At 67.6% G+C, this 23,296-nt stretch carries 21 protein-coding genes; 15 read left to right on the top strand and 6 right to left on the bottom strand.

Annotated elements, in window-relative coordinates:
* The first annotated feature begins 60 nt into the window (after positions 1-60).
* From ACSQ3Y_RS05420 to ACSQ3Y_RS05370, 11 genes are all read left to right on the top strand, one after another.
* Positions 61-801, top strand: a complete 741-nt coding sequence (locus tag ACSQ3Y_RS05420; RefSeq protein ID WP_057266393.1) for an FFLEELY motif protein — start codon at positions 61-63, stop codon at positions 799-801.
* 64 nt (positions 802-865) lie between these two features.
* Positions 866-2,554, top strand: a complete 1,689-nt coding sequence (locus ACSQ3Y_RS05415; protein WP_057200003.1) for an AMP-binding protein — start codon at positions 866-868, stop codon at positions 2,552-2,554.
* Positions 2,555-2,837: 283 nt separating this feature from the next.
* Positions 2,838-3,791 (top strand): sugar ABC transporter substrate-binding protein, encoded by a 954-nt coding sequence (locus ACSQ3Y_RS05410; RefSeq protein ID WP_436176655.1) that lies wholly within the window; start codon positions 2,838-2,840, stop codon positions 3,789-3,791.
* A gap of 39 nt (positions 3,792-3,830) precedes the next feature.
* On the top strand, positions 3,831-5,429 hold the full coding sequence (locus ACSQ3Y_RS05405; protein WP_436176654.1) for a sugar ABC transporter ATP-binding protein: 1,599 nt from the start codon (positions 3,831-3,833) through the stop codon (positions 5,427-5,429).
* Positions 5,426-6,421 (top strand): ABC transporter permease, encoded by a 996-nt coding sequence (locus tag ACSQ3Y_RS05400; RefSeq protein WP_436176653.1) that lies wholly within the window; start codon positions 5,426-5,428, stop codon positions 6,419-6,421. Before ACSQ3Y_RS05405 ends, ACSQ3Y_RS05400 begins: the two co-directional genes overlap by 4 nt.
* 43 nt (positions 6,422-6,464) lie before the next feature.
* Entirely contained in the window at positions 6,465-7,478 is a 1,014-nt protein-coding gene (locus ACSQ3Y_RS05395; RefSeq protein WP_057266397.1) for a LacI family DNA-binding transcriptional regulator, read from the top strand.
* Positions 7,475-8,428, top strand: coding sequence for a ribokinase (rbsK, locus tag ACSQ3Y_RS05390; RefSeq protein WP_436176652.1), 954 nt, complete (start codon positions 7,475-7,477; stop codon positions 8,426-8,428). The genes ACSQ3Y_RS05395 and rbsK overlap by 4 nt, the downstream gene beginning before the upstream one ends.
* The gene (gene rbsD / locus ACSQ3Y_RS05385; protein WP_436176651.1) at positions 8,425-8,814 is read left to right on the top strand and encodes a D-ribose pyranase; all 390 of its coding nucleotides are present in this window, start codon (positions 8,425-8,427) and stop codon (positions 8,812-8,814) included. The genes rbsK and rbsD overlap by 4 nt, the downstream gene beginning before the upstream one ends.
* A gap of 121 nt (positions 8,815-8,935) precedes the next feature.
* A complete protein-coding gene (locus tag ACSQ3Y_RS05380) occupies positions 8,936-9,871 on the top strand; it encodes an MBL fold metallo-hydrolase (RefSeq protein ID WP_436176650.1) in 936 nt (311 codons plus the stop codon).
* 328 nt (positions 9,872-10,199) lie between these two features.
* Entirely contained in the window at positions 10,200-12,539 is a 2,340-nt protein-coding gene (locus ACSQ3Y_RS05375; protein WP_436176649.1) for a catecholate siderophore receptor Fiu, read from the top strand.
* An 86-nt stretch (positions 12,540-12,625) separates the two neighbouring features.
* A complete protein-coding gene (locus ACSQ3Y_RS05370; RefSeq protein WP_057199994.1) occupies positions 12,626-13,303 on the top strand; it encodes a Fe2+-dependent dioxygenase in 678 nt (225 codons plus the stop codon).
* 30 nt (positions 13,304-13,333) lie between these two features.
* On the opposite strand, the gene ACSQ3Y_RS05365 is transcribed toward ACSQ3Y_RS05370, so the two are convergent.
* Positions 13,334-15,316: a lytic transglycosylase domain-containing protein gene (locus ACSQ3Y_RS05365; RefSeq protein WP_057199993.1), complete on the bottom strand. Its 1,983-nt coding sequence runs from the start codon at positions 15,314-15,316 to the stop codon at positions 13,334-13,336.
* Positions 15,317-15,330: 14 nt separating this feature from the next.
* Between ACSQ3Y_RS05365 and ACSQ3Y_RS05360 the strand changes: the two genes are divergently transcribed.
* A complete protein-coding gene (locus ACSQ3Y_RS05360; RefSeq protein ID WP_057266404.1) occupies positions 15,331-15,903 on the top strand; it encodes a 5-formyltetrahydrofolate cyclo-ligase in 573 nt (190 codons plus the stop codon).
* Between the two features lie 34 nt (positions 15,904-15,937).
* Here the strand turns inward: ACSQ3Y_RS05360 and ACSQ3Y_RS05355 are convergent, their stop codons facing one another.
* Both ACSQ3Y_RS05355 and ACSQ3Y_RS05350 read right to left on the bottom strand, forming a co-directional pair.
* Entirely contained in the window at positions 15,938-17,122 is a 1,185-nt protein-coding gene (locus ACSQ3Y_RS05355; protein ID WP_436176648.1) for a hypothetical protein, read from the bottom strand.
* Between the two features lie 113 nt (positions 17,123-17,235).
* On the bottom strand, positions 17,236-18,960 hold the full coding sequence (locus ACSQ3Y_RS05350; protein ID WP_235514235.1) for a diguanylate cyclase: 1,725 nt from the start codon (positions 18,958-18,960) through the stop codon (positions 17,236-17,238).
* Between the two features lie 270 nt (positions 18,961-19,230).
* On the opposite strand from ACSQ3Y_RS05350, the gene ACSQ3Y_RS05345 reads away from it, so the two are divergent.
* Entirely contained in the window at positions 19,231-19,917 is a 687-nt protein-coding gene (locus ACSQ3Y_RS05345; RefSeq protein WP_057266407.1) for a glutathione S-transferase family protein, read from the top strand.
* A gap of 10 nt (positions 19,918-19,927) precedes the next feature.
* Entirely contained in the window at positions 19,928-20,236 is a 309-nt protein-coding gene (locus tag ACSQ3Y_RS05340) for an NIPSNAP family protein (protein WP_057199988.1), read from the top strand.
* Here the strand turns inward: ACSQ3Y_RS05340 and ACSQ3Y_RS05335 are convergent.
* Positions 20,233-20,688 (bottom strand): hypothetical protein, encoded by a 456-nt coding sequence (locus ACSQ3Y_RS05335; RefSeq protein WP_057266408.1) that lies wholly within the window; start codon positions 20,686-20,688, stop codon positions 20,233-20,235. The genes ACSQ3Y_RS05340 and ACSQ3Y_RS05335 overlap by 4 nt on opposite strands.
* Before the next feature lie 85 nt (positions 20,689-20,773).
* Between ACSQ3Y_RS05335 and ACSQ3Y_RS05330 the strand changes: the two genes are divergently transcribed.
* On the top strand, positions 20,774-22,003 hold the full coding sequence (locus ACSQ3Y_RS05330) for a multifunctional CCA addition/repair protein (protein WP_436176647.1): 1,230 nt from the start codon (positions 20,774-20,776) through the stop codon (positions 22,001-22,003).
* A gap of 9 nt (positions 22,004-22,012) precedes the next feature.
* Here the strand turns inward: ACSQ3Y_RS05330 and ACSQ3Y_RS05325 are convergent, their stop codons facing one another.
* Both ACSQ3Y_RS05325 and ACSQ3Y_RS05320 read right to left on the bottom strand, forming a co-directional pair.
* Complete coding sequence (locus tag ACSQ3Y_RS05325) at positions 22,013-22,654, bottom strand: DUF1109 domain-containing protein (RefSeq protein WP_057199985.1); 642 nt, start codon at positions 22,652-22,654, stop codon at positions 22,013-22,015.
* The gene (locus ACSQ3Y_RS05320; protein ID WP_082608005.1) at positions 22,651-23,196 is read right to left on the bottom strand and encodes a sigma-70 family RNA polymerase sigma factor; all 546 of its coding nucleotides are present in this window, start codon (positions 23,194-23,196) and stop codon (positions 22,651-22,653) included. The genes ACSQ3Y_RS05325 and ACSQ3Y_RS05320 overlap by 4 nt, the downstream gene beginning before the upstream one ends.
* Positions 23,197-23,296 lie beyond the last annotated feature (100 nt).

The raw sequence follows: 23,296 nt of genomic DNA, 5'->3' as shown, positions 1-23,296 counted from the left end.
GACCATTTTGAACAGGTTCTAATGGCGTCGCTGCATTGTGCGGCCTCAGGAGACGGACCTATGGACGCGGCCCAGACCATCCGCGACAGCATTGCCGATGTCAACGCGCTGCGCCTGCACCGCACGGGGGACGTGCCCCTGGGGGCGGTGGTGGCCACCGTCAAAACGCTGCAGGCGCGCCGCTTTGCCGGCACCTATGCCGACCTGATGGCGTCGCCCGCGTTTGGTCCGGCAGCGCGCTTCTTTCTGGAGGAGCTCTACAGCGACAAAGACTACACGGCCCGCGACCAGCAGTTCGCCCGCATCGCAGGGACACTGCAGACCATGTTTCCCCGCCCCGTGGTGGACACCGCCGTGGCGCTGGCCGTGCTGCATGCCCAGACCGAGAACCTGGACCAGGACATGGGCCGCGCCTGGCTGCAGGCCGATGCCGCCGCACCCGAAGCCCCCCGCTACGCCGCCGCATGGCGCGCCGTGGGCCAGCGCACCGGACGCGAGCAGCAACTGGCGCGGGTGCTGGCCATGGGGCGCGACCTGGCGCGCCTGACCCGCACGCCCGGCCTGCGCACCATGCTGCGCATGATGCGCGGGCCTGCCACGGCAGCCGGCATGGGTGCCTTGCAGCAGTTTCTCGAAGCCGGGTTCGACACCTTCGGCCAGCTGGCACGCCAGCGCGGCGCGGTCGAGCAGTTCCTGGCCACCATCGAGCAGCGCGAGCAGGCACTGATGCACCTGCTGTTCGACGGCGATGCTGTCACCTCGGGGACCGAACTGGCCCGCACCCTAGGACAAGCCCGATAGCTGATTGCCCCCTCGCGCTTTGACAATCTGTGCCCAACACTTACTGGCGAGCAAGGAAAAGCGCATGGAAAAGATCTGGCTCAAGAGCTACCCCCCGGGCGTCCCGCACGACGTGAAGCCCGAGCAATACCGCTCTGTGGCCCATATGCTGGAGGAGTCCTTCCGCAAGAACGCATCGAGCCCCTTCTCGGTCTGCATGGACCAGTGGATGACCTACGGCGAGCTTGATCGCCTGTCCGGCGCCATGGGCGCCTACCTGCAGGGCCTGGGGCTTGAGCCCGGGGCCCGTGTGGCCATCATGCTGCCCAACGTGCCCCAGTTCGGCGTGACCATGGCCGCCGTGCTGCGCGCCGGCTACACCTGCGTGAACGTGAATCCGCTGTACACCGCGCGCGAGCTGCAGCACCAGCTCAAGGACTCGGGTGCCACGGCCATCGTGATCCTGGAAAATTTTGCCCACACGCTGGCCGAGGTGATCGACAACACGGCCGTGAAGCATGTGGTCATGGCCTCGATGGGCGACCTGCTCGGCCCGTGGTTCGGCCGCTGGATCACGTTTGCCGTGCGCCACCTGGCGAAGATGGTGCCGGCCTACGAGCTGCCGCTGACCAACGGCCGCAAGGTGGTCCCGTTCAAGAAGGCACTCGCCCTGGGCGAGCGCCGCACGCTGGCGCCCAGCCAGGCCACGCTCGACTCGATCGCCTTCCTGCAGTACACGGGCGGCACCACCGGCCTGTCCAAGGGCGCGGTGCTCACCCACCGCTGCATCGTCGCCGCCACGCTGCAGGCCGAGGCCTGGTTCACCCCCGCCCTGTCCAAGGTCGGCGACCTCAGCCGCGCCAACAGCATTGCTGCGCTGCCGCTGTACCACATCTTCGCGCTCACGCTGTGCCTGCTGGCCATCCGCCAGGGCTCCAGCCTCACGCTGATCCCGAACCCGCGCGACATCCCCAAGTTCGTGGCCGAACTCAAGAAGCGCCCCTTCCACATGCTGCCCGCCGTGAACACCTTGTTCAACGCGCTGCTGCAGAACCCGCAGTTCCGCACACTCGACTTCTCGCACCTGTGCGTGTCGCAGGCCGGGGGCATGGCCGCGTCGGAGGGCACGGCCAAGCAATGGCAGAAGCTCACGGGCAGCACCATGATCGAGGGCTGGGGCATGAGCGAAACCTGCGCCATCGGCACCAACAACCCGGTGACCAACACCGAGTTCAGCGGCAGCATCGGCTTGCCGCTGCCGGGCATCGACATTGCCATCAAGGACGACGCAGGCAACAGCTTGGCGCAGGGCGAATCGGGCGAGATCTGCATCCGCGGCCCGAACGTGATGACCGGCTACTACAACCAGCCCGAGGAGAACGCCAAGGCCTTCACGGCCGACGGCTTCATGCGCACGGGCGACATCGGCATCATGGACGAACGCGGCTACACGCGCATCATCGACCGCAAGAAGGACATGATCCTGGTCAGCGGCTTCAACGTCTTCCCCAACGAACTCGAGCAGGTCGTCTCGCTGTGCCCCGGCGTGGTGGAGTGCGCGGCCATCGGCATCCCCGACGAGAAGCAGGGCGAGGCGATCAAGATCTTCGTCATCAAGAGCGACCCGGCCCTGAGCGAGGAAGACGTGGCCCGCTTCTGCCAGGAGAACCTGACCGGCTACAAGCGCCCCAAGTACATCGAGTTCCGCGACGAACTGCCCAAGAGCAATGTGGGCAAGATCCTGCGGCGCGAGCTGCGCGCGCCCACGGCATAGCACCTCGGCCGGCGCTGGCCACCCCATTTTCCAGGGCGCTTCGGCGCCCTTTTTTTCGGCTCCCCGGTATGCCCAGTGGATGCGTCCCGAGGCACCTCGACTGCGCTTCGCGCATCGCACTTTTTAGGGTAATCCCCGATTAGCAATCGTTTGCGCAAACGATTGCGGGCGCTATGATTGCCAGGCGACACAGCACTGGCTTGGTACGCCACCGGGGCTCTCGCGCAATTTCGCGCGGCTTTTCGGTGGCCGTGCCTTGCCCACCATTCCAACAGGAGACACCATGCAGTTCACCCGCCGTTCCGTTCAGACCGCCGCCGCCATTGCCGTGCTCGGCGGCATGCTTGCCAGCCCCGTCTGGGCGCAGGACAAGCCCAAGATCGCGCTGGTCATGAAGTCGCTGGCCAACGAGTTCTTCCGCACCATGGAAGACGGCGCCAAGGCGCACCAGAAGGCCCACGCCACCGAGTACACGCTGGTGGCCAATGGCATCAAGAACGAGACCGACACGGCTGCGCAGATCAAGATGATCGAGCAGGCCGTGGCGCAGAAGGTCAGCGCCATCGTGCTCGCCCCGGCCGACTCCAAGGCCCTGGTGCCGGCCGTCAAGGCCGCCGTGGACAAGGGCATCATCGTGGTCAACATCGACAACCGGCTGGACGGCGATGCCCTGAAGGAAAAGAACCTGACCGTGCCCTTCGTCGGCCCGGACAACCGCGCCGGCGCCAAGCTGGTGGGCGAGCACTTGGCCAAGTCCCTCAAGTCGGGCGACAAGGTGGGCATCATCGAGGGCGTGTCGACCACTTTCAACGCGCAGCAGCGCACCCTGGGCTACAAGGATGCCATGCAGGCCGCCGGCATCACCGTGGTGGGCGTGCAGTCGGGCCAGTGGGAAATCGAGAAGGGCAACACCGTGGCCGCCGGCATGCTGCGCGAGCACCCCGACCTCACGGCCCTGCTGGCCGGCAACGACAGCATGGCGCTGGGCGTGGTCGCCGCCGTCAAGGCCGCGGGCAAGGCGGGCAAGGTGCAGGTGGTGGGCTATGACAACATCGGCGCCATCAAGCCCATGCTGGCCGACGGCCGCGTGCTGGCCACCGCCGACCAGTACGCCGCCAAGCAGGCCGTGTTCGGCATCGAGCTGGCGCAAAAGGCGATTGCCGCCAAGACGCCCCAGGCCCAGTTGCCCGCCGAGGTGAAGACCGACGTGGTGCTGGTCACCAAGGGCAGCAAGTAAACGGCCGCTCTCAGCCGCCACTCCCAGCCGCTGGACGATATGAACAGACCTGCCTCCCAAGCCCCTGCCGCGCCGCTGCTGTGCATCGACGCAGTGGGCAAGGACTACACCGCCACCGTGCTCGACGGCATCACGCTCGCGCTCAACGCCGGCGAGGTGCTGGCGCTCACGGGGGAGAACGGTGCGGGCAAGAGCACCCTGTCCAAGATCGTCTGCGGGCTGGAATCGGCCACGCGCGGCGGCATGCGCTTGGCCGGCGAGACCTACGCCCCTGCCTCGCGCCGCGAGGCCGAGCGCCTGGGCGTGCGCATGGTGATGCAGGAGCTGGGCCTGGTGCCCACGCTCACCGTGGCCGAGAACCTGCTCATGGGCCGCCTGCCGCACCGCGCGGGCTGGTTGCGGCGCGATCCACTGCATACTGCTGCGCGCGCGCAACTGGCCAAAATCGGCCTGGACAGCATCGACCCCGCCACGCCCGTGTCGCAGCTGGGCATAGGGCAGCAGCAGATGGTGGAGATTGCGCGCAACCTGCAGGACGACACACGCATCCTGGTGCTCGACGAGCCCACGGCCATGCTCACCCCGCGCGAGACCAGCTACCTGTTCGACCAGATCGCGCGCCTCACGGCGCGCGGTGTGGCCATCGTCTACGTGTCGCACCGCCTGGAAGAGCTGCGCCGCATTGCCGACCGGGTGGCTGTGCTGCGCGATGGCCGCCTGGTGGACGCGCGCCCCATGGCCGGCATGAGCGAGGACGACCTGGTGCAGCGCATGGTGGGCCGCTCCGTCAGCGACCTGGAGCACCGCCCGCGCCGCGCCGCCGGCCCGGTGGTGATGAGCGCCCAGGGCATCGGCCGGGGCACGGCGGTGCAGGACGTGAGCCTGGAGCTGCGCGCTGGCGAGGTGTTCGGCATTGCGGGCCTGGTGGGCTCGGGCCGCACCGAACTCGTGCGGCTGCTGTTCGGCGCGGACCGCGCCGACCGGGGCAGCGTCACCCTGCACCCTGATCCTGACACTGCGGAAGGCGCCGCGCCGCGCGTACTGCAACGCGGCTTTGCCTCACCGATGCAGGCCATCGCGGCCGGCGTGGGCCTGGTCACCGAAGACCGCAAGTCCCAGGGCCTGCTGCTGGGCCAGTCCATCCGCATCAACGCCACGCTGTCCGATCTTTCCACCATCTCCCGCGCAGGCTGGCTGCAGCGCGCCAAGGAAAACCGCCTGGTGCAGGGATTCGTCCAGACACTGGGCATTCGCTGCCGCAGCCCCGAACAACCCGTGGGCACGCTCTCGGGCGGCAACCAGCAGAAGGTGGTGTTCGCACGCTGGCTGCACCGCGAAGGCCGGGTGCTGCTGCTCGACGAACCCACGCGTGGCGTGGACGTGGGGGCACGCGCCGAACTCTATGGCGAGCTCGACCGCATGGCCGCCAGCGGGCGTGCACTGCTCATGGTTTCGTCCGACCTGCGCGAGCTGATGGCCATGGCCGACCGCATCGGCGTGATGAGCGCCGGCCGCCTGGTGGCCGTGTTCGAGCGCGGGCAGTGGTCCGAGCAATCGCTGCTGGCCGCTGCATTCTCCGAGCCCGGTGGCCGCGAAGCCCCTGGCCACTCATCCTCTTCCAGTCCCGCCACCGTATGAACGCCCCCGCATCCCCTGCCGCTGTCGCTGTTGCAGCACCCCGCTCCACGCCCGCCTGGCGCAGCCAGCTGGGCACCTACCTCGGGCTGATGGCCGTGCTGGCGGGCATGGTGGCGCTGTTCTCCACCCTTTCCGACTACTTCTGGAGCGTGGAGACTTTCGTCACCATCGCCAACGAGATCCCGGCGCTGGCCGTGATGGCCGTGGGCATGACCTTCGTGCTGATCATCGCCGGCATCGACCTCTCGGTGGGCTCGGTGATGGCGCTGGCCGCCGCCACCTCGGCCGCAGCCATCGTGCAGTGGAAATGGAGCGTGCCTGCCGCCGCGCTGCTGGCGCTGGCCACGGGCCTGATTTGTGGCACCGTGACCGGGGCCGTGTCGGTGGCGTGGCGCCTGCCGTCCTTCATCGTCTCGCTGGGCATGCTCGAGGCCGTGCGCGGCGGGGCCTACGTGGTGACCGATTCGCGCACACAGTACGTGGGCGACGCGATCTCATGGCTGTCCGCGCCGATGCTCGGCGGCATCTCGGTGGCCTTTATGATCGCGCTGGCGCTGGTGGTAGTGGCGCAGTTGGTGCTCACGCGCACGGTGTTCGGCCGCTGCGTGGTCGGCATTGGCACCAACGAGGAGGCCATGCGCCTGGCCGGTGTGGACCCACGGCCCATCCGCGTCATCGTGTTCGCCGTGACCGGTCTGCTGGCCGGCCTGGCCGGGTTGATGCAGTCGGCACGCCTGGAGGCGGCCGACCCCAATGCCGGCACGGGCATGGAGCTGCAGGTGATCGCGGCCGTGGTGATCGGCGGCACCAGCCTGATGGGTGGGCGCGGCTCGGTGGTGAACACCGCCTTTGGCGTGCTGATCATTGCGGTGCTGGAGGCCGGCCTGGCGCAGGTGGGTGCCAGCGAGCCGAGCAAGCGCATCATCACGGGGGTGGTGATCGTCGCGGCGGTCATCGTGGACACCTTGCGCCAGCGGCGCGCGGCGGCCTGAACCTTCCATCTCCCCACGAATTCCCTGTCTCACCATTTTCTCCATGGCTACTATCAAGGACGTTGCGCGGCATGCCGACGTATCGGTCACCACGGTGTCCCACGTGGTCAATGGCACACGCCACGTGAGCCCCGAGGGGCGCGAGCGCGTCGAAAAAGCCATCCGCGCCCTGGGCTACGTGCCCAGCGCCATTGCACGCAGCCTCAAGAGCAACAACACGCGCACGCTGGGCATGCTGATCCCCAACAGCTCCAACCCCTACTTCGCCGAGATCGTGCACGCGGTGGAAGACCGCTGCTTCGGAGCGGGCTACAACCTCATCCTGTGCAACACCAACGACGAGGCGCACCGCCAGGGCAGCTACCTGCAGGTGCTGGCCGAACGCCGCATCGACGGGCTGATCGTCGTCTCCACCGGGCACGACGCCACGCTGCCCACGCAGCTGGCGGGCCTGTCCATCCCCACGGTGCTGGTGGACCGCGAGATCGAGCTGGCCGAGCAGCAGCCCTGCGACCTGGTAGAAACTGCCCACATGCAGGGCGGCCTGCTGGCCACGCGCCACCTGCTGTCGCTGGGCCACCGGCGCATCGCCTGCATCGGCGGGCCCGAGGGCATTGCGCCCAGCGAGCAGCGCATTGCCGGCTGGCGCGCCGCGCTGGCCGATGCCGGCTGCGGCACGGGCGAAGGCCTGCTGTGGCACGGCAACTTCACCAGCCAGGGCGGCTACGAGGCCATGCATGCCGTGCTGCGCGCACAGCAGCCGCCCACCGCCGTGTTCGTCTGCAACGACCTGATGGCCATGGGCGCGCTGTGCGCAGCGCACGAGCGTGACCTGCGCGTGCCCGAGGCCCTGTCCATCGTGGGCTTCGACGACATCGAGCTCACGGCCTTCACCAGCCCGCCGCTGACCACCGTGGCCCAACCCAAGCAGCGCATCGGCGCGCTGGCGGTGGACATGCTGCTCGAACGCATCGACGGCAAGCGCCAGGATGCGCGCAAGGTCATGCTGCAGCCGGAGCTGCGCGTACGAGCCTCCACGGCACAGGTCCAGCCATGACGGCCGCGGCAAAGCACGGCACACCCAACATCGCGGTGGTGGGCAGCCTCAACATGGACCTGGTGCTGCAGGTGGCACAAGCGCCAGGCCCGGGCGAAACGGTGCTGGCCCAGGCACTGCACCTGGTGCCTGGCGGCAAGGGCGGCAACCAGGCCGTGGCCTGCGCACGCCAGGGCGCCCGCGTGCACCTGTTCGGCCGCGTGGGCGGCGATGCCTACGGGCATACGTTGCGCACCAGCCTGGCACAGGACGGCATCGACCACAGCGGCGTGCAGACCGACCCCACAGAGACCACAGGTGTGGCGGCCATCACCGTGGAAGCCACCGGGCAGAACCGCATCGTCGTCGTACCCGGCGCCAATGGCCGCTTCGAACTCGACACGCAGGCCCTCGGCGCCGTGCTGGCCCAGGCCCACAGCCTGGTGCTGCAGTTCGAGACCCCCCTGCCCCAGGTGCTGTCCGCCGCGCGGCAGGCGTTTGCCGCCGGCTGCCGCGTGTTGCTCAACCCCTCACCCATCCAAAGCCTGCCCGAGGGCCTGTGGCCGCTGGTGCACACGCTGGTGGTCAATGAGGTGGAGGCGGCGGCTTTGGCAGGCACTGCCGTGGAAACCGTGGCCGACGCCGCCTTGGCCGCACAGACGCTGCGCGGCCTGGGGCCGGCGCAGGTGGTGGTCACGCTGGGCGCCGCCGGCGCCGTGGCCGCCGACACCCTGGGCAGCACGCACCACCCCGGAATGGCCGTGAAGGCCGTGGACACCACCGCCGCAGGCGACACCTTCCTCGGCGCACTGGCCGTGGCCCTGGCGCGCGGCGAGCCGCTGAACGCCGCCGTGCGGGATGGCATTCGCGCGGCCGCACTGTGCGTGACGCAGGCGGGGGCCCAGCCCTCCATCCCCACCCGGGCCGCCGTGGCGGCAAGCCCGCAACCACCCGACTGGATCCCGCTGTGAAACGCACCACCTTGCTGCACGCCGAACTCTCCCACGCCATCGCCTGCCTGGGCCATGGCGACATGCTGGTGATCGGAGACGTGGGCCTGCCCATCCCGCCTGGCCCCCGGCGCATCGATCTGGCGCTGACGCCGGGCATCCCGGCGGTGGCCGACGTGTTGCAGGCCGTGCTGTCCGAAATGCAGGTCGAACGCGCCTTGATCGCCAGCGAGGCCGTGGAGCGTGGCGCAGGGGCACTGCCCGGCTGGTGCACCCTGCCTGTGGCGCCCGAGGCAGTGCCGCACGAAGAATTCAAGCGCCTGTGCCGCGAGGCCCGCGTGATGGTGCGCACGGGGGAGTGCACGCCCTATGCGAACGTGATCCTGTGCGCTGGTGTGACGTTCTGATGCAATCTGCCCGGTAACGCACGGGTTTTGGATAACCCGGCAGACGCTTGCGCTGGGTTAGGCTGACAGATCGCAGCAGCGGGCCACCCGCTGCGCCACGCCATCTGCCAGTCCCCTCCTGATGCCCACGCCAGCCTCTGCCGCGCCCTTTCTGCCCCCTGAAATCGCCGTGCTGGAACGCGGCTGGCTGTCGGCCAACAACATCCTGTTCATCGGCCACTACGACACCGCCGTGGTGGACACCGGCTACTGCAGCCATGCCGAGCAGACCGTGGCCCTGGTGCAGGCGGCCCTGGGCGGCAGGCCGCTGGACCGGGTGCTCAACACCCATCTGCACAGCGACCACTGCGGCGGCAACGCCGCACTGCAAAAGACCTGGCCGCGGGTGCTCACTTCCATCCCCCCCGGGCAGGCCCGCCACGTGCGCCAGTGGGACGCCTGCGCGCTGAGCTACACGCCCACCGGCCAGCAATGCCCGCCGTTCCGTGCCGACACACTGCTGGATCCCGGCTCCTGCGTGCTGCTGGGCGACCGCACCTGGCAGGTGCATGCCGCGCCGGGGCACGACACGCATTCCGTCGTGCTGTTCGAACCGCGCGATGCGATCCTGATCTCGGCCGATGCGCTGTGGGAGAACGGTTTCGGCGTGGTCTTCCCCGAACTCGAAGGCGAGGATGCCTTCGCCCAGGTGGGTGCCACGCTGGACCTGATCGAGCGCCTGGCGCCGCGCACGGTGATTCCGGGCCACGGCCCGGTGTTTGCCGATGCACCGCGCGCCATCGAGGGCGCACGCCGGCGCCTGGACGGTTTCGTGCGCAACCCGCACAAGCATGCGCTTTACGCCGCCAAGGTGCTGCTCAAGTACAAGCTGCTCGAATGGCAGCAGATCAGCCTGGCCGACCTCACGGCCTGGACGCTCGCCACGCCGTACTTCGGCATGCTGCATGCGCGCCATTTTGGCGACCAGGGCCAGGACGACTGGCTGCAGGGCCTGATGGACGACCTGGTGCGCTCAGGCGCAGCCGTGCGCCGCGGCGAGTTGCTGCACAACGCCTGAAATTGACGCCTGGGTCACGTCGCACCCGTTGCCTTTGCCAGAGGAGGCGGCTCCTCAAGCCCTTCTGGGCCCCCTGCGCGTCACGCTGTTGCTGCATCGCCACATTTCTCGACCATCTTCAGGTGTCGGCAGGACTGGATGCAGCCATGTGCAACCTCGATCAAATGATAATTGTTATCATTTGATATTCCTGCAAGCCATCGGTACGTTCGGCTGCGCGGGTTCTCAGCCAGCCACCTTCGACCGACATTGCCACGCCGCATTCTCCGCGTGCCTGTTGTTCCTGCAGCCAGCCAAGTTCCGGTTTCTCACTCCTACGGATACTTTCATGGCGCACAACACCACCTACATCAAGAGCCGCAAACACCCCGTCGGCATGGCAGCAACGGCCGCCCTCGTGGCCCTGGGCATGCCCGCCCAGGCACAGACCGCCGCCAGCAGCGGCACGCTGCAGGAAGTCAAGGTCGAATCGGCCGCCGACAACTACAAGGCCAATGCCGTCTCCTCGCCCAAGTTCACCCAGCCGCTGCTGGACACGCCCCAGACCATTTCGGTGGTCAAGGAGCAGGTGCTGCGCGAGCAGGCCGCCTCAACCCTGACCGAAGCCCTGCGCAATACCCCTGGCGCCGGCACCTTCTATCTTGGAGAGAACGGCAACACCAGCACCGGCGACGCGATCTACATGCGCGGCTTCGACAGCTCCAGCAGCATCTTCGTGGACGGCGTGCGCGACCTGGGATCGGTCTCGCGCGACGTGTTCAACATCCAGCAGGTCGAAGTGGTCAAGGGCCCGGCCGGTACCGACACGGGTCGCACTTCCCCCACCGGTGCCATCAACCTGGTGAGCAAGCAACCCACGCTGGAGAACAGCTTCGGCGCATCGCTGGGCGCAGGCAGCGCCTCGTACAAGCGTGGCACGGTGGACTGGAACAAGGCCCTGGAGGCCTACCCAGGTGCCGCCTTCCGCCTGAACGTGATGAGCGAGGACTCCGGCGTCGCCGGGCGCGACCTGGTCAAGAACAAGCGCTGGGGCATTGCGCCGTCGCTGGCGCTGGGCCTGAACTCGCCCACGCGCGTGTTCCTGAACTACCTGCACGTCAACCAGGACAACGTGCCCGACGGCGGCGTGCCCACCATCGGCCTGCCCGGCTACACCTCGCCGGACGCCCTGGCACTGGCCAACCGCCGCACCTTCCTGAACACTGCAGGGCGCGTGGATTCGAGCAACTTTTACGGCACCAACTCGGACTTCGCGAAGGTGGAGATGGACATGGTCACGGCGCGCATCGAGCATGACTTCGCCTCGGGCACGAAGCTGCGCAACACCACGCGCTTTGGCCGCACGCACAACGACTACCGACTGACGGCCTTCATGGGCGGCGGCTTCCCCGCCACCGGTGCGCTCACCGCCGCGTCGGCCCTGCTGGCCACGCCCAACCCGAACGATCCCTCCACCTGGACGGTGACGCGCAACCTGCCGACCAACGTCAACCAGACCAACAAGATCGCCATCAACCAGACCAGCCTGACCACCACGGTCAACACCGGTTCGGTGCAGCACGATCTCGCAGCAGGCCTGGAGCTGTCGCGTGAAGAGCAGAGCAACCTGGGCTACTACGGCCAGGGCTTTGCCAGTGTAGGCACCACGTACGCGCCCGCAGGCTCCATGCCAGCGGCCAACCTGTACAACCCCAATCCGAACGTGACCGGCTTCAACCGCATCGCCAACGGCACATGGTCCAAGGGCGTGACCAACACCGTGGCGGCCTACCTGTTCGACACGGCCAAGCTGTCGCCAGAGTGGCAGATCACGGGCGGCCTGCGCGTGGACCGGTTCAAGACGGACTTCGATGCCGTGACGCAAGGCGCGCTGCCGGCCGGCGTGCTCACGCCGTCGGCGGTCAGCCTGTCCGACACCCTCATCGGAGCCAAGGTCGGCGTGGTCTACAAGCCCGCCAGCAACGGCAGCGTGTACGCCCTGTACGCCACGTCGGCACAGCCCCCGGGCGGCGCCAACAACCAGCTGAGCGTGGCCGTCAACAATGCAGCCAACCCCAAGTTCGACCCGCAGAAGGCCAAGACCATCGAGGTCGGCACCAAGTGGGAGGTGCTGGGCAACCGCCTGGCCCTGGCCGGCGCGCTGTACCGCACCGATGTCACCAACGACATCGAAACGGACCCCACCAACGCTGCCAACTTCGTGCAGACTGGCAAGAAGCGTGTGCAGGGCATCGAGCTGACCGCCATCGGCGCCCTCACCAACGACTGGTCGCTGAGTGCAGGCTACACCACCATGGATACCAAGGTGCTCAGCGGTGTGCCCAAGACGGCCGATGGCAGCACGGCACTGGCCTACACGCCCAAGAACGCCTTCACGCTATGGTCCACCTACCGCCTGCCCTTCGGCCTGACGGTGGGCGGCGGCGCGCGCTATGCCGGCAAGCTGCTGCGCGGCACCGACGGCGCCGTGGGCACACCCGCCTACACCGAGGCCTACTGGGTGTTCGATGCCATGGCCTCCTACCGCATCAACAAGAACCTGGACATCCAGCTCAATGTGTACAACCTGGCCGACAAGGACTACGTGGCGGCCATCAACAAGAGTGGCTACCGCTACACGCCGGGCATCCCCCGCTCGGCGCGCCTGACGGCCAACTTCACGTTCTGACCCAGCGCAAGGTGACAGGCTGAGTTCTGTCTACCATCAAGGCCCCGGCAACCCCGGGGCCTTCCCATTTTTGGAGACCTATCGCGATGATGCTGCACATCCCCAACGTCCTCACGCCCGAGCAGGTGCGCGCCATGCGCGCGGCCATCGATGCCGCCGACTGGGTGGACGGCCGGGCCACCGTGGGCGCGCAAGGGGCGCAGGTCAAGAACAACCGGCAGTTGTCCGAAAACTCCCCCGTTGCGCTGGAGCAGGGGCGCACCGTGCTGCAGGCGCTGGCCGCGCATCCGATGTACTTCAGCGCGGCGCTGCCGCTGCGCACCGTGCCGCCGCTGTTCAACCGCTACGCGGGCGGAGAGACCTATGGCCTGCACGTCGATGGCGCCGTGCGCCCCCTGCCCCACGGGGCGGCGCTGCGCACCGATCTGTCGTGCACGCTGTTCCTGTGCGAACCCGCGGACTACGAGGGCGGCGAGCTGGTGGTGGTGGACACCTATGGCACGCACGAGGTCAAGCTGCCTGCGGGCGACATGGTCCTCTACCCGTCCACCAGCCTGCACCGCGTGGAGCCGGTCACGCGCGGCGAGCGCGTGTGTTCGTTCTTCTGGGTGCAGAGCCTGGTGCGCGACGATGCACGCCGCGCCATGCTGTTCGAGATGGACCAGACCATCCAGAAGCTGCGTGCGCGCCTGGGCGAGACCGAAGAGACCGTGTCCCTCACCGGGCAATACCACAACCTCCTGCGCATGTGGTCGGAGGTATGAAGTGAAACAGCCCCTTCGGGGCTGTTTCGGTCAGGGCAGGTCCTTGTTCACCTCGGGGGCCGCCGCATCGCGCGGGCCGATGGTGCCCAGCCGGCTCTTGAGCGACTGCGGCTGGCCGGTGAGCATGGCGGCGTAGTTGGTGGTGTTGGCCAGCACCTTCTTCACGTAGTCACGGGTTTCGCCGAAGGGCACGTTTTCGGCCCAGATGGCGGCATCGAGCACCGGGCCGTTGCGCCAGCTGCGCGGGCGGCCGGGGCCGGCGTTGTAGGCCGCAGCGGCCATGGGCATGGAGCCCGCGAAATCGTCGAGGGCCAGCTTGAGGTAGGCCGTGCCGATGGCGATGTTGGTATCGCGGTCGTTGATCTGCTCGGCCGTGAAGTTGTTCATGCCGATCTTCTTGGCCGTCCAGCGCGCAGTGGCGGGCATCACCTGCATCAGGCCCGAAGCGCCCACGTGCGAGCGCGCGTCCATGATGAAGCGGCTCTCCTGGCGGATCAGGCCGTACACATAGGCCGGGTCCAGGCCGATGCCATTGGCGCGCTCCACCACGGCGTTGCGAAACGGCGTGGGAAAGCGCTGGCTGGTCTCGATCAGGCTGCGCGTGCGCTCGCTGGTGTTGATGCAGCGGTCCCAGACCTCGCGGGCGCAGGCGAAATCGGCGGCGGCCAGCAGCTCGCGGTCCGGCATGCCGCCGGGGATGTGCAGGTTGGTGGCGTAGTTCCACTCGCGCACGCCCTCGGTGCGCAGCCCCATGAAGATGGCATACAGCCCCCGGTTGAGCCCGGGGTTGGCGCGCGCAGCCGCCTTTTCCTCGGCCGTGAGCGGCGCAGGTGCTGGCGGCATGGTGATGCGCTGGCCCAGTTCTTCGGTGGCCAGTTGCTCGTAGAAGCCGCGCGTGCTGGCAATGCCTTCGAGCAGCTGGCGGGCTTCGGCGCGCTCGGCCTCGCTGGGCTTGCCGGCCAGCAGGGAGCGGGCCTTCCAGTACACCCAGGTGCTGTCCTGGCGGCCTTCCTCGCTCATGGCGTCGATGGCCTTGCGCACCACCTTCCACTGGCCGGCACGCAGGGCCGCGCGCACCTTCCAGCCGAGCAGGTCGTCGTTGAGATCGGCGTCCCGGGTGATCTTGGCGAAGTGGCCATTGGCGTCGGACGACAGCTTCTGGGCCAACTGCTTGCCGATCACGCCCCAGACCCAGTTGCGCTCCTCGGGCGAGAGGTGCACGCTCCATTTGCTGTCGAGCTGGGCGGCAGCGTTGTCCGGATCGCCCGAGGCGAGCTTGACGAGGGCTAGCGTCACCAGCTCCTGGCGCACCTGGCCCCGGGCCGTGGCGCGGCCCGTGAGGTACTTGGTGGGCGCGTCCATCAGCTCCTTGACCTGGGCCACGGCATCGGGTGCGACGATCTCCACGGCATTGCGCACCACGCGCGGCCGGTTGGCATCCACCGCGAAGCGGGCCTTGCGCCAGACGTCGAGCGCGCTGAGCTTCTTGTTGGCGTACAGCTGGCTGGCAGCGTGGGTGCAGCCGTCGTCGTTATCGCGCAGGGCATACCAGTTGCGCTTGACGTCTTCGGCCGCAGCCGCCGGCGCGCTGCCCTTGATGTCGTCGATCAAGAGGGCGTAGCAGCGCACCTCGCGGTCGTCGGACATGCGGTAGCTGGGGTGCTGCTCGGCAAACTGGGCCCAGTCGCGCCGCTGTCCCAGCAGCAGCAGCCAGTCGTTGCGCATGCGGTCTTCCTGGTAGCTGCCGGCATAGCGCTGCATGAAGGACTGGATTTCCGAGGGCGAGGCCTCGGCCAGGCGCAGCCTGAGCTCCCAGTAGGCGGCCCAGGGTTCCAGCACGTGGCCGCGCGCGGCGGGCAACAATTGCTCTAATTTCTTGCGGTCGCCCCGCTTGAACGCCTGCTGCATCTCCAACAGGGTATCGTCGGCCTTGGTTTGCGCCTGGACCAGGGGCGCGGCGGTGGCCAGCACGGCGCTGACCAGCAGCGGTGTCAAAATCTGAAGCAATTGCATGGGGGAATTATCTGATGGACAAAGCAGCCCTGCGGCGCGCATTGATAGAAGAACGCCTGAACCTGCCAGATCGCCTACAACGGGCCGACCTGTTACAACAGGTGATGCGCATCTGGCTCGTGAACCGGCCCGACACGGTGATAGGCGCCTACTGGCCCATCAAGGGTGAGTTCGACCCGCTTCCTGCCCTGCACCGCTGGAAGGAAGACGGAGAGCTGCTGGACGAGCCCCAGTTGCGCCGCATCGGCCTGCCGGTGGTCAACAAGCAGCACAAGACCCTGACCTTCCACGCCTGGTACCCCGGCTGCCCCATGGAGGAGGACGCCTACGGCATCCCCAAGCCCAAGGACACCGAGGTCATCGTGCCCACCCTGCTGTTCGTGCCCTGCGTAGGCTATGCGCCCGGCGGCTATCGGCTGGGCTATGGCGGGGGCTTCTATGACCGCACCCTGGCCACGCTGCAGCCCAAGCCCTTCACCGTGGGGCTGGGCTTCACCAATGGCTACCTGGACGATTTCGAGCCGGAGTCGTACGACCTGCCACTGGATGCGATCCTGAATGACAACGGGGTGGTCTGGCCGATTTGACCACCGCGGAAACACTGAGCCGTCGAAAAATGGCTCAGTAAAAGCCGCCGAACTGCATCAGCAGGGACGCATCGTCGCGTTCCTGCTTGCGGGCCAGCGCTGCCTGCTCGCGCAGCCAGCGCTTGAGTTCGGCCTCATCGCGCACCCGCTCCAGATCGTGCTGCATGACCAGCAGGGTGTCGGCCAGATCGTTCTGCAACAGCTTCAGCCGCAGCTGCAGCAAGGGTTCATTCATCCTGGCGGAAACCGCAACGCCCAGCTCATCGCCCAGGCGCTGCTCCGCGATGGCCAGCTCCTGCTCCAGCGACGCCACCTGCTCCTTCAGGAGCAAGGTCAGTTCGGCCAGCTTTTCGTCGGCCAGGCGGGAAATACTGTCCTCATCCATCCGATTGGCCTGCAACTGCAGGCGCAGCAAAGTGGTCAGGTCCCCACGTTCATACGCAGCATTGGCCTGGCCCATCAACACCGTCTTGCGCTCGCGTTCCGCCGCGTCCGGCTCCCGGTCGGGGTGCAAGGCACTGGCCAGTTGACGATAGATGCTGCGCATCGCGGCCTTGGCATCCTGCATCTGCTGGTCCACCTTGCGCTGCCGGGCCTGCTGCCCCGGCCGAGGGCGCGGCGGCTCCTGCTCGGACTGCATACGGCGCATCACGGCCTCCAGCAACTCCTGCGGAGAATCCGCGTGGTCAAAGGTTTCCCGGTCCAGGGGGCGCCCCAGAAAATCCTCCACTGCATCCAGAACGTCGTCCCTGGCCTCCTGCAGCTGCTGCGCCTGTTGTGCTTGCATCTCGGGCGGAAAGTATTCCGCAAACAGTGTGTCCCACTGTCCGGCGTCCATCTCCCCTCGCACTTGCGGCAACAGGCTCTGCACGATGGCACGCGCGGATTTTTGCTGCGGCACCGTCAAACCCTTGCGCTGAAGGCGCTCATGCAGGAACAGCAGCATGGCGGACTGCGTCAGCGCCATGCCATGTTCGAGCTTCGACATTTCCTCCAGATGGGGCCCCCGCAGCCGGCCAGCGACTTGTTCCAGATCTAGGATCTGCCGTCCCAGGTTGTCCACCCTTGCCAGCAACTTGTTGAACCGCTGCTGCGCCGGGCTGAGCGTTCCCTTGGCTGTCTTCTTGACCTTCAGGCTCGCCGGGCTGGTTTTCGCTGGCGTGCAAGCCGGGGCGATCGGGACTTCACCGAACAGATCGAATTCGGGAGCGGGGTTCATTCGCATTCCATTCAAAAAGACAAGGACAGCGCCTGCCCGAAAATGCCATGGGCAGGCGGTGCATTAGTTTAACGGCCCTGCAGCACACCGTGCCCCGGGGCAGGTGGCGCAGGTCATGGACTACCCGCAAGCTCCGACGCAAAAGCGTAGCAGTCTCCCCCGGCTGCACGGCGCTTGCAGGTGTACATGGCGCTGTCGGCGGCGCGCAACAGCTCAGCCAGGGTGCGGCCATCCGCCGGGTGGCAGGCAATGCCCAGGCTCATGCCGACCACGAGCGAGCGGCCCTCGAAGACCAGTGGCTCGGCGGCGCTGGCCGCCATGCGCCGGGCCATGGCGGCCAGCATGTCGCGCGACGGGCTGCCTGCGATCAGCACGGCGAATTCGTCGCCACCGAGCCGTGCCACCAGGTCACCCGTGCGCAGTTGGGTGCGCAGGCGGCGCACCATGGCCACCAGCACGGCATCGCCTGCGGCGTGGCCATAGGTGTCGTTGACGCCCTTGAAGCCGTCCAGGTCGAGCAGTAGCAGCGCGAACGGCTGGCCGCCGCGCACGGCGGCTTCGCCATGGCTGGTGAGACCCGCACGGTTGGCGGCGCCAGTGAGCGCATCGGTGCCCAGCGCCTCGACCAATTCCTGGGTGCGCACGGTCAGCGCCTCCTCGGATCGGCGCAGCAGGCGAACCCGGGAGGCCATGGCCGCAGCAAAGACGATGGATTCGGCCACCAGCACGGTCTGCGTCATGTCCATCTGCTGGGGCGTCCAGGCCACCCAGCCCCAACTGGCCACGACGATGGCGCAGATGCCCAGCAGCAAGATGGTCACCCCCGCGCTGTACAGCACCGCCGGCCAGTAGCGCCGCCGCATCGCCATCACGGCACCGACCGTGAGCACCACGGTGGAAGCCACTACCGAGCCCTGCACCATGCGGAACAGCCACAGCGGATGCGAGCCCAGAAGGCCGTAGACCGCAGCCAGCGCGAGCGCCGCCACCATCGCCAGCACCACCTTGTCCACCCGGGGCGCATAGTCCGCGAGGCGCAGCAGGCTGCGGCCGAACATCAGCTTGGAGATGGCCCACAGCGGTGGCGCCAGGCTGTAGAAGAAGCCCGCTGCGGCCGGCCAGTGGGCAAAGGGGTAGCGCAGCGTGTGCCCGTTGAAGCCCGCGAGCGCCAGCAGCGCACCGATGCACGACACCAGGTACCAGGCGTAGATACTCTCGCGAAACACCATCAGCATCACTGTGCTGAAGATCGCCAGGCCCATGAGCAGCCCGTAGCACACGCCGTCGAACATGCGCTTGTCCTGGGTGTCCTGCAGGTAGTCGGCCAGGTCCCAGACACGGGCCGCGTAGAAGCGCGCAAAAGTCGATTCGACACGGAAGTACACCGTGTAGATCTGGTCGTCAGGCAGGCTGAAGCGCCAGGCCATCTGCTCCGAGTCCGCGGGTCGCGTGGCCCAGGGGTGGCGCATGCCTGTGACCACAGGGGCAGCCAGCGCGCCGCCCTGGGCGTTGTAGGGGCCGTAAAAGCGCAGCTCGTGGGTGGAGACGGTCGGCACCAGCAGCAAAAACTCGCGCAGGGCATCCGCCGGGTCGGCCAGTTGCAGGCGCACCCGAAACCACAGCACGCGGTCCGACTCGGCGCCCTTCAGCGGGTTGTCGGGGTAGGCGAAACGGGCCTCGTTCTCCGGGGTGCGCACCTGCTCGATGTCCAGCACACGGCCTTTGTCCTCGAACATGCCCATGAATGGCACGATCAGCATGCCCCCGGCCTTCGACGAAACGAGGGCCGGCACATCGCGCTCTGCCGCAGCCTGGGCGGCCAGGGGCAGCGTAGCCACCAGAGTCAACAGGCACAGGGCCCTGAAGAAAAAGTACAAAAAAGACGACGACCGCATCACCCGCGCCGATCCGGATGGATCGAAAGAGAAAACTGCCCGCAAAGCGGCTAATTGTGCCGCACCCCCCGTTGCTATATGCACAAAAAAGAGGGGCAAGACTGGCTTTGATGCACGAATCGCATCAAAAGCCCCTGTATCAGTCATTGATGCGGGCGCCTGCGCAGGGTTAGCATGGAAGTCTTGCCCCTATTGCCACCACCTGAGGCCACCATGCCCAAGCTCTACATCGGTAACAAGAATTACTCCTCGTGGTCAATGCGCCCCTGGGTGCTGCTGCGCCAGGCCGGCATCGACTTCGAAGAAATCCGCGTGCGCTTCGACAGTTTCGACGCCGATTCGGAGTTCAAGCGGGCCATCGGCGCCGTGAGCCCCACGGGCAAGGTGCCGGTGCTGGTGGACGGCGACCTGCTCATCTGGGACACCCTGGCCATTGCCGAGTACGTGGCCGAAACCCATCCCGACAAAAAGCTCTGGCCCACGGATGCGAAGGCGCGTGCCCGCGCGCGCAGCGTGTGCGCCGAGATGCACAGCGGCTTCACTGCCCTGCGCGGCAACTGCCCCATGAACATCGAGGCCGATCTGGCCGAGACCGGGGCCCTGATCTGGCGCGACAAGGCCGGCGTGCGTGCCGACGTGCAGCGCCTGATGGACATGTGGAGCGCGCTGCTGCAGGAGCATGGCGGCCCGCTGCTTTTCGGCGAGTTCACCATTGCCGACGCCTACTTTGCCCCGGTGTGCATGCGCCTGCACAGCTACGCCCTTCCACTGCCCCCGCAGATCGCCGCCTATGTGCAGCGCGTGCGCGCCCTGCCCGGCGTCAAGGCCTGGATCGACGACGCCCTGGCCGAGAAGGATTTCCTCGATTTCGAGGAGCCCTACCGCCTGCGCCACGTTTGAGGAGCAGCGCATGGCCGTCACCATCTACCTGCGCTACGTGCTCGACACCCGCAAGCTCAAGGAATTCGAGCACTACGGCAAGCTGTGGATCCCGCTGGTCGAGAAGTTCGGCGGACAGCACCACGGCTACTTCATGCCCAGCGAGGGCGCGAACAACATCGCGCTGGCGTTGTTCACCTTCGACAGCCTGGCCTCCTACGAGGTCTATCGCCAGCGGTCCATGGAGGATGCCGAATGCCAGGCAGCCTTCCGCTATGCCGAGGAAACGGGCTGCATCATGAGCTACGAGCGCAGCTTTTTCCGGCCGGTGTTTTCCTAGCGGAACTGCTTGCGCAACAGGGCCCGGTGCCGCGCAATATGCGCCAACTGGGCCTCGGCGATGGTGCCGCCCAGGTTCTCGCCATCGCCATTGAGCACGTCGGTGGCATGGCGCATGGCGCGGGCCACCACCTCCTCCTCGCTCACGCCCTGCTGTGCAGCCAGGTCCAGCGCCACGCGCTTCATGGCGCGCTGGGACAGCATCCACATGGCGCCGAAGGAGTCCCAGGCGGCAGCGGCGTCCTTGAACTTCTCGCGGTCGGCCAGGATTTCGGTGAGCGGCTTGGCCAGGATTTCCTGCAACTCCTCCACCTGGGTCTGCAGGGCCTCGAACTGCGCCTCGCGCTGCAAGGCCTCTGCGGCCGCATTGGCTGCCGCGTCGGGCGGCGTGGGCACCGGCACGCTGCCGTCGGGATTGAGCTGGGCGATGGAGAGGGAGGAGGAGATGGACATGGTGCGGGCGCCGGGCGGGTGAGGGGCGCACTATACGGCGTGGCGCGCCGTCTTCACAATGCCGGGCCCCGCTAAACTCCGGCGCATGCAAATCTATATGGTGGGCGGCGCCGTGCGCGATGCCTTGCTCGGACGCTCCGTGAACGACCACGACTGGGTGGTGGTGGGCGCCACGCCCGAACAGATGCTGGCCGAAGGCTACCTGGCCGTGGGGCGGGATTTCCCGGTCTTCCTGCACCCCACGACGCGCGAGGAGTATGCGCTGGCGCGCACCGAGCGCAAGAGCGGGCGCGGCTACCGTGGCTTCGTGGTGGAAAGCTCGCCCGAGGTGACGCTGGAGGAAGACCTCTCGCGCCGCGACCTGACCATCAATGCCATCGCCCAGAGCCCCGAAGATCCGCACACGCTGATCGACCCGTACGGCGGACGCAAGGACCTGCAGGCGCGCCTGCTGCGCCATGTGACCGAGGCCTTTCGCGAAGACCCGGTGCGTATCCTGCGGCTGGCGCGTTTTGCGGCGCGCTTTACCGACTTCACAGTGGCGCCCGAGACCCTGGAGCTGATGCGCCAGATGGTGGCAGACGGCGAGGTGGACCACCTGGTGCCCGAGCGCGTGTGGCAGGAGCTCGCGCGCGGGCTGATGGAGGAAAAACCCTCGCGCATGTTCGAGGTGCTGCGCGACTGCGGCGCCTTGCAGGTGCTGCTGCCCGAGGTCGCGCGCCTGTGGGGCGTGCCCCAGCGCGCCGAGCACCATCCCGAGGTGGACACCGGCATCCACCTGATGATGGTGCTGGACATGGCGGCGCGGCTCGATGCCCCTCTCACCGTGCGCTTTGCCTGCCTGGCGCACGACCTGGGCAAGGGCACGACGCCGGCCGACATGCTGCCGCGCCACATCGACCATGAGCGGCGCAGCGCCGAGCTGTTGCACGACGTGGCCGAGCGCCTGCGCGTGCCCGTGGACTGCCGCGAGATCGCCGACGTGGTGGCGCGCGAGCACGGCAACATCCACCGCAGCGGCGAGCTGACCGCCGCCCCGCTGGTGCGCCTGCTGGAGCGCTGCGACGCGCTGCGCAAGCCGGGCCGGCTGCCCGACATTTTGCAGGCCTGCGAATGCGACGCGCGCGGCCGGCTGGGCATGGAAGAAAACCCCTATCCCCAGCGCCCGCGCCTGCTGGCGGTGCTGGCCGCAGCCCAATCGGTGGTCACGCGCGACATTGCAGCGAAGGGCCTTGCCGGCCCGCAGGTCGGCGACCTGATCCACCAGGCCCGGGTACAAGCCGTGGCGCAGTGGCTGGCCGCCAACCCCGCCTGAGGGCTTGCGCTACCAGCGCAGCAGGCGGGGGCCGAGCACGGCGCCCAGCGCCGTGGGCAGGGCCATGCCGGCCAGGTACCACACGGCGAGGAAGGGGCTGGCCATCTCGGGGCAGTGCAATGCATAGACCAGCGCCCCGAGCGCCCCGGACAGCAGGCCGGCCCCCGCACCGGCCCAGGCCAGGCGCGTGGGGGCCGCCCCTTTCAGGGCCCAGAAGCTGGCGATGAAAGCCGGCACCGACAGCAGTGCGATGTTGAACGGGCAACTGCGCCAGGTGCTGCCCAGGATCAGCGCCATGCGCTCGGCCGGCTCGGCCTGCGATAGGGTGCCCGCCGCCATGGCCCACAGCACCAACGGCGGTACGGCCAGCAACGCGGCCGCATGGCCCACCGCCATGCCCGGCCGCGCCATGCGCCGCAGCAGCGCCATGCCGGCGGCCGCCAGCGCGGCGGCAAACACCAGCTTGCCCCAAAACATGGGCAGGCCCATGGTCTGCACCAGATCGTGGCGCACGCCGAACACCGCAGCCATCAGCACGCCGGCCCCTGCGATGCCGGCCAGCGACGCCAGCGCAAAGCGCTGCTCTATGTCCCGTGCAGGCACAGGGCCGGCATCCGTGGCCAGCAACTGGATCAATTCTTCGGTTCTCATGCCATTCCCCTGATCTTGGCGGCCAGGGCCTTGAGTCCCCGGTGTACGCCGATTTTGACTGCCGACTCCGACAGCCCCGTGAGTTGTGCGGTCTCCACCACCGACAGGCCCTCCAGCTTCACGTGCAGGATGGGCAGGCGCTGGCGGTCGGGCAGCGTCTCCAGCAGTTTCCCCAGGTCGCGCCGGGCTTCGGCCGCCTCGCTGTCGCTGGTGGAGAAGAGTTCGCCCGCCTCCTCGTCCAACGTGTCATTCAACGCACCCTTCACCCGGTGCGAGCGCAGCCAGTCGATGAGCTTGTAGCGCGCGATCGCATGCGCCCAGGCCGTTACCGGCATGTCGGGCCGGTAGGTATGGCGCTGGTTGTGCACGGCCAGCAAGGTCTCCTGCACCAGGTCTTCCACCTCGTCGGGCCGCTGCGACAGCCGCCTGCGCAGAAAAGCCCGCAGGTGCGCGCTCAGCTCTTTCAAAAATCGCTGGTAGGCGACCGCGTCGGCATCCAGGCCCAGCAGCAGCAACCCACGCAGCCTCTCTTCGATCTCCATGTTTTCTCCCTCACAGGTATTCGCAATGCCAGACCTACGGGTTACAGCGGGTGCAAAAAAACTTTTTTTGATTTCTGATGCAGTTGGTGTAACCCGGCCG

Source organism: Acidovorax sp. LjRoot66, assembly GCF_964253305.1.
Lineage (GTDB): Bacteria > Pseudomonadota > Gammaproteobacteria > Burkholderiales > Burkholderiaceae_C > Acidovorax.
The sequence above is the reverse complement of the archived record's forward strand: the minus strand, read 5'-3'. Positions and strand labels throughout refer to the sequence as shown.

Coding starts and splice junctions, on each gene's coding strand:
- ACSQ3Y_RS05345 (WP_057266407.1), top strand. CDS start 19,231: ATGCCCAAGCTCTACATCGGTAACAAGAATTACTCCTCGTGGTCAATG.
- ACSQ3Y_RS05375 (WP_436176649.1), top strand. CDS start 10,200: ATGGCGCACAACACCACCTACATCAAGAGCCGCAAACACCCCGTCGGC.
- ACSQ3Y_RS05370 (WP_057199994.1), top strand. CDS start 12,626: ATGATGCTGCACATCCCCAACGTCCTCACGCCCGAGCAGGTGCGCGCC.
- ACSQ3Y_RS05360 (WP_057266404.1), top strand. CDS start 15,331: ATGGACAAAGCAGCCCTGCGGCGCGCATTGATAGAAGAACGCCTGAAC.
- ACSQ3Y_RS05330 (WP_436176647.1), top strand. CDS start 20,774: ATGCAAATCTATATGGTGGGCGGCGCCGTGCGCGATGCCTTGCTCGGA.
- ACSQ3Y_RS05400 (WP_436176653.1), top strand. CDS start 5,426: ATGAACGCCCCCGCATCCCCTGCCGCTGTCGCTGTTGCAGCACCCCGC.
- ACSQ3Y_RS05340 (WP_057199988.1), top strand. CDS start 19,928: ATGGCCGTCACCATCTACCTGCGCTACGTGCTCGACACCCGCAAGCTC.
- ACSQ3Y_RS05420 (WP_057266393.1), top strand. CDS start 61: ATGGACGCGGCCCAGACCATCCGCGACAGCATTGCCGATGTCAACGCG.
- ACSQ3Y_RS05365 (WP_057199993.1), bottom strand. CDS start 15,316: ATGCAATTGCTTCAGATTTTGACACCGCTGCTGGTCAGCGCCGTGCTG.
- ACSQ3Y_RS05335 (WP_057266408.1), bottom strand. CDS start 20,688: ATGTCCATCTCCTCCTCCCTCTCCATCGCCCAGCTCAATCCCGACGGC.
- ACSQ3Y_RS05380 (WP_436176650.1), top strand. CDS start 8,936: ATGCCCACGCCAGCCTCTGCCGCGCCCTTTCTGCCCCCTGAAATCGCC.
- ACSQ3Y_RS05405 (WP_436176654.1), top strand. CDS start 3,831: ATGAACAGACCTGCCTCCCAAGCCCCTGCCGCGCCGCTGCTGTGCATC.
- ACSQ3Y_RS05355 (WP_436176648.1), bottom strand. CDS start 17,122: ATGAACCCCGCTCCCGAATTCGATCTGTTCGGTGAAGTCCCGATCGCC.
- ACSQ3Y_RS05325 (WP_057199985.1), bottom strand. CDS start 22,654: ATGAGAACCGAAGAATTGATCCAGTTGCTGGCCACGGATGCCGGCCCT.
- ACSQ3Y_RS05410 (WP_436176655.1), top strand. CDS start 2,838: ATGCAGTTCACCCGCCGTTCCGTTCAGACCGCCGCCGCCATTGCCGTG.
- rbsK (WP_436176652.1), top strand. CDS start 7,475: ATGACGGCCGCGGCAAAGCACGGCACACCCAACATCGCGGTGGTGGGC.
- ACSQ3Y_RS05415 (WP_057200003.1), top strand. CDS start 866: ATGGAAAAGATCTGGCTCAAGAGCTACCCCCCGGGCGTCCCGCACGAC.
- ACSQ3Y_RS05320 (WP_082608005.1), bottom strand. CDS start 23,196: ATGGAGATCGAAGAGAGGCTGCGTGGGTTGCTGCTGCTGGGCCTGGAT.
- ACSQ3Y_RS05395 (WP_057266397.1), top strand. CDS start 6,465: ATGGCTACTATCAAGGACGTTGCGCGGCATGCCGACGTATCGGTCACC.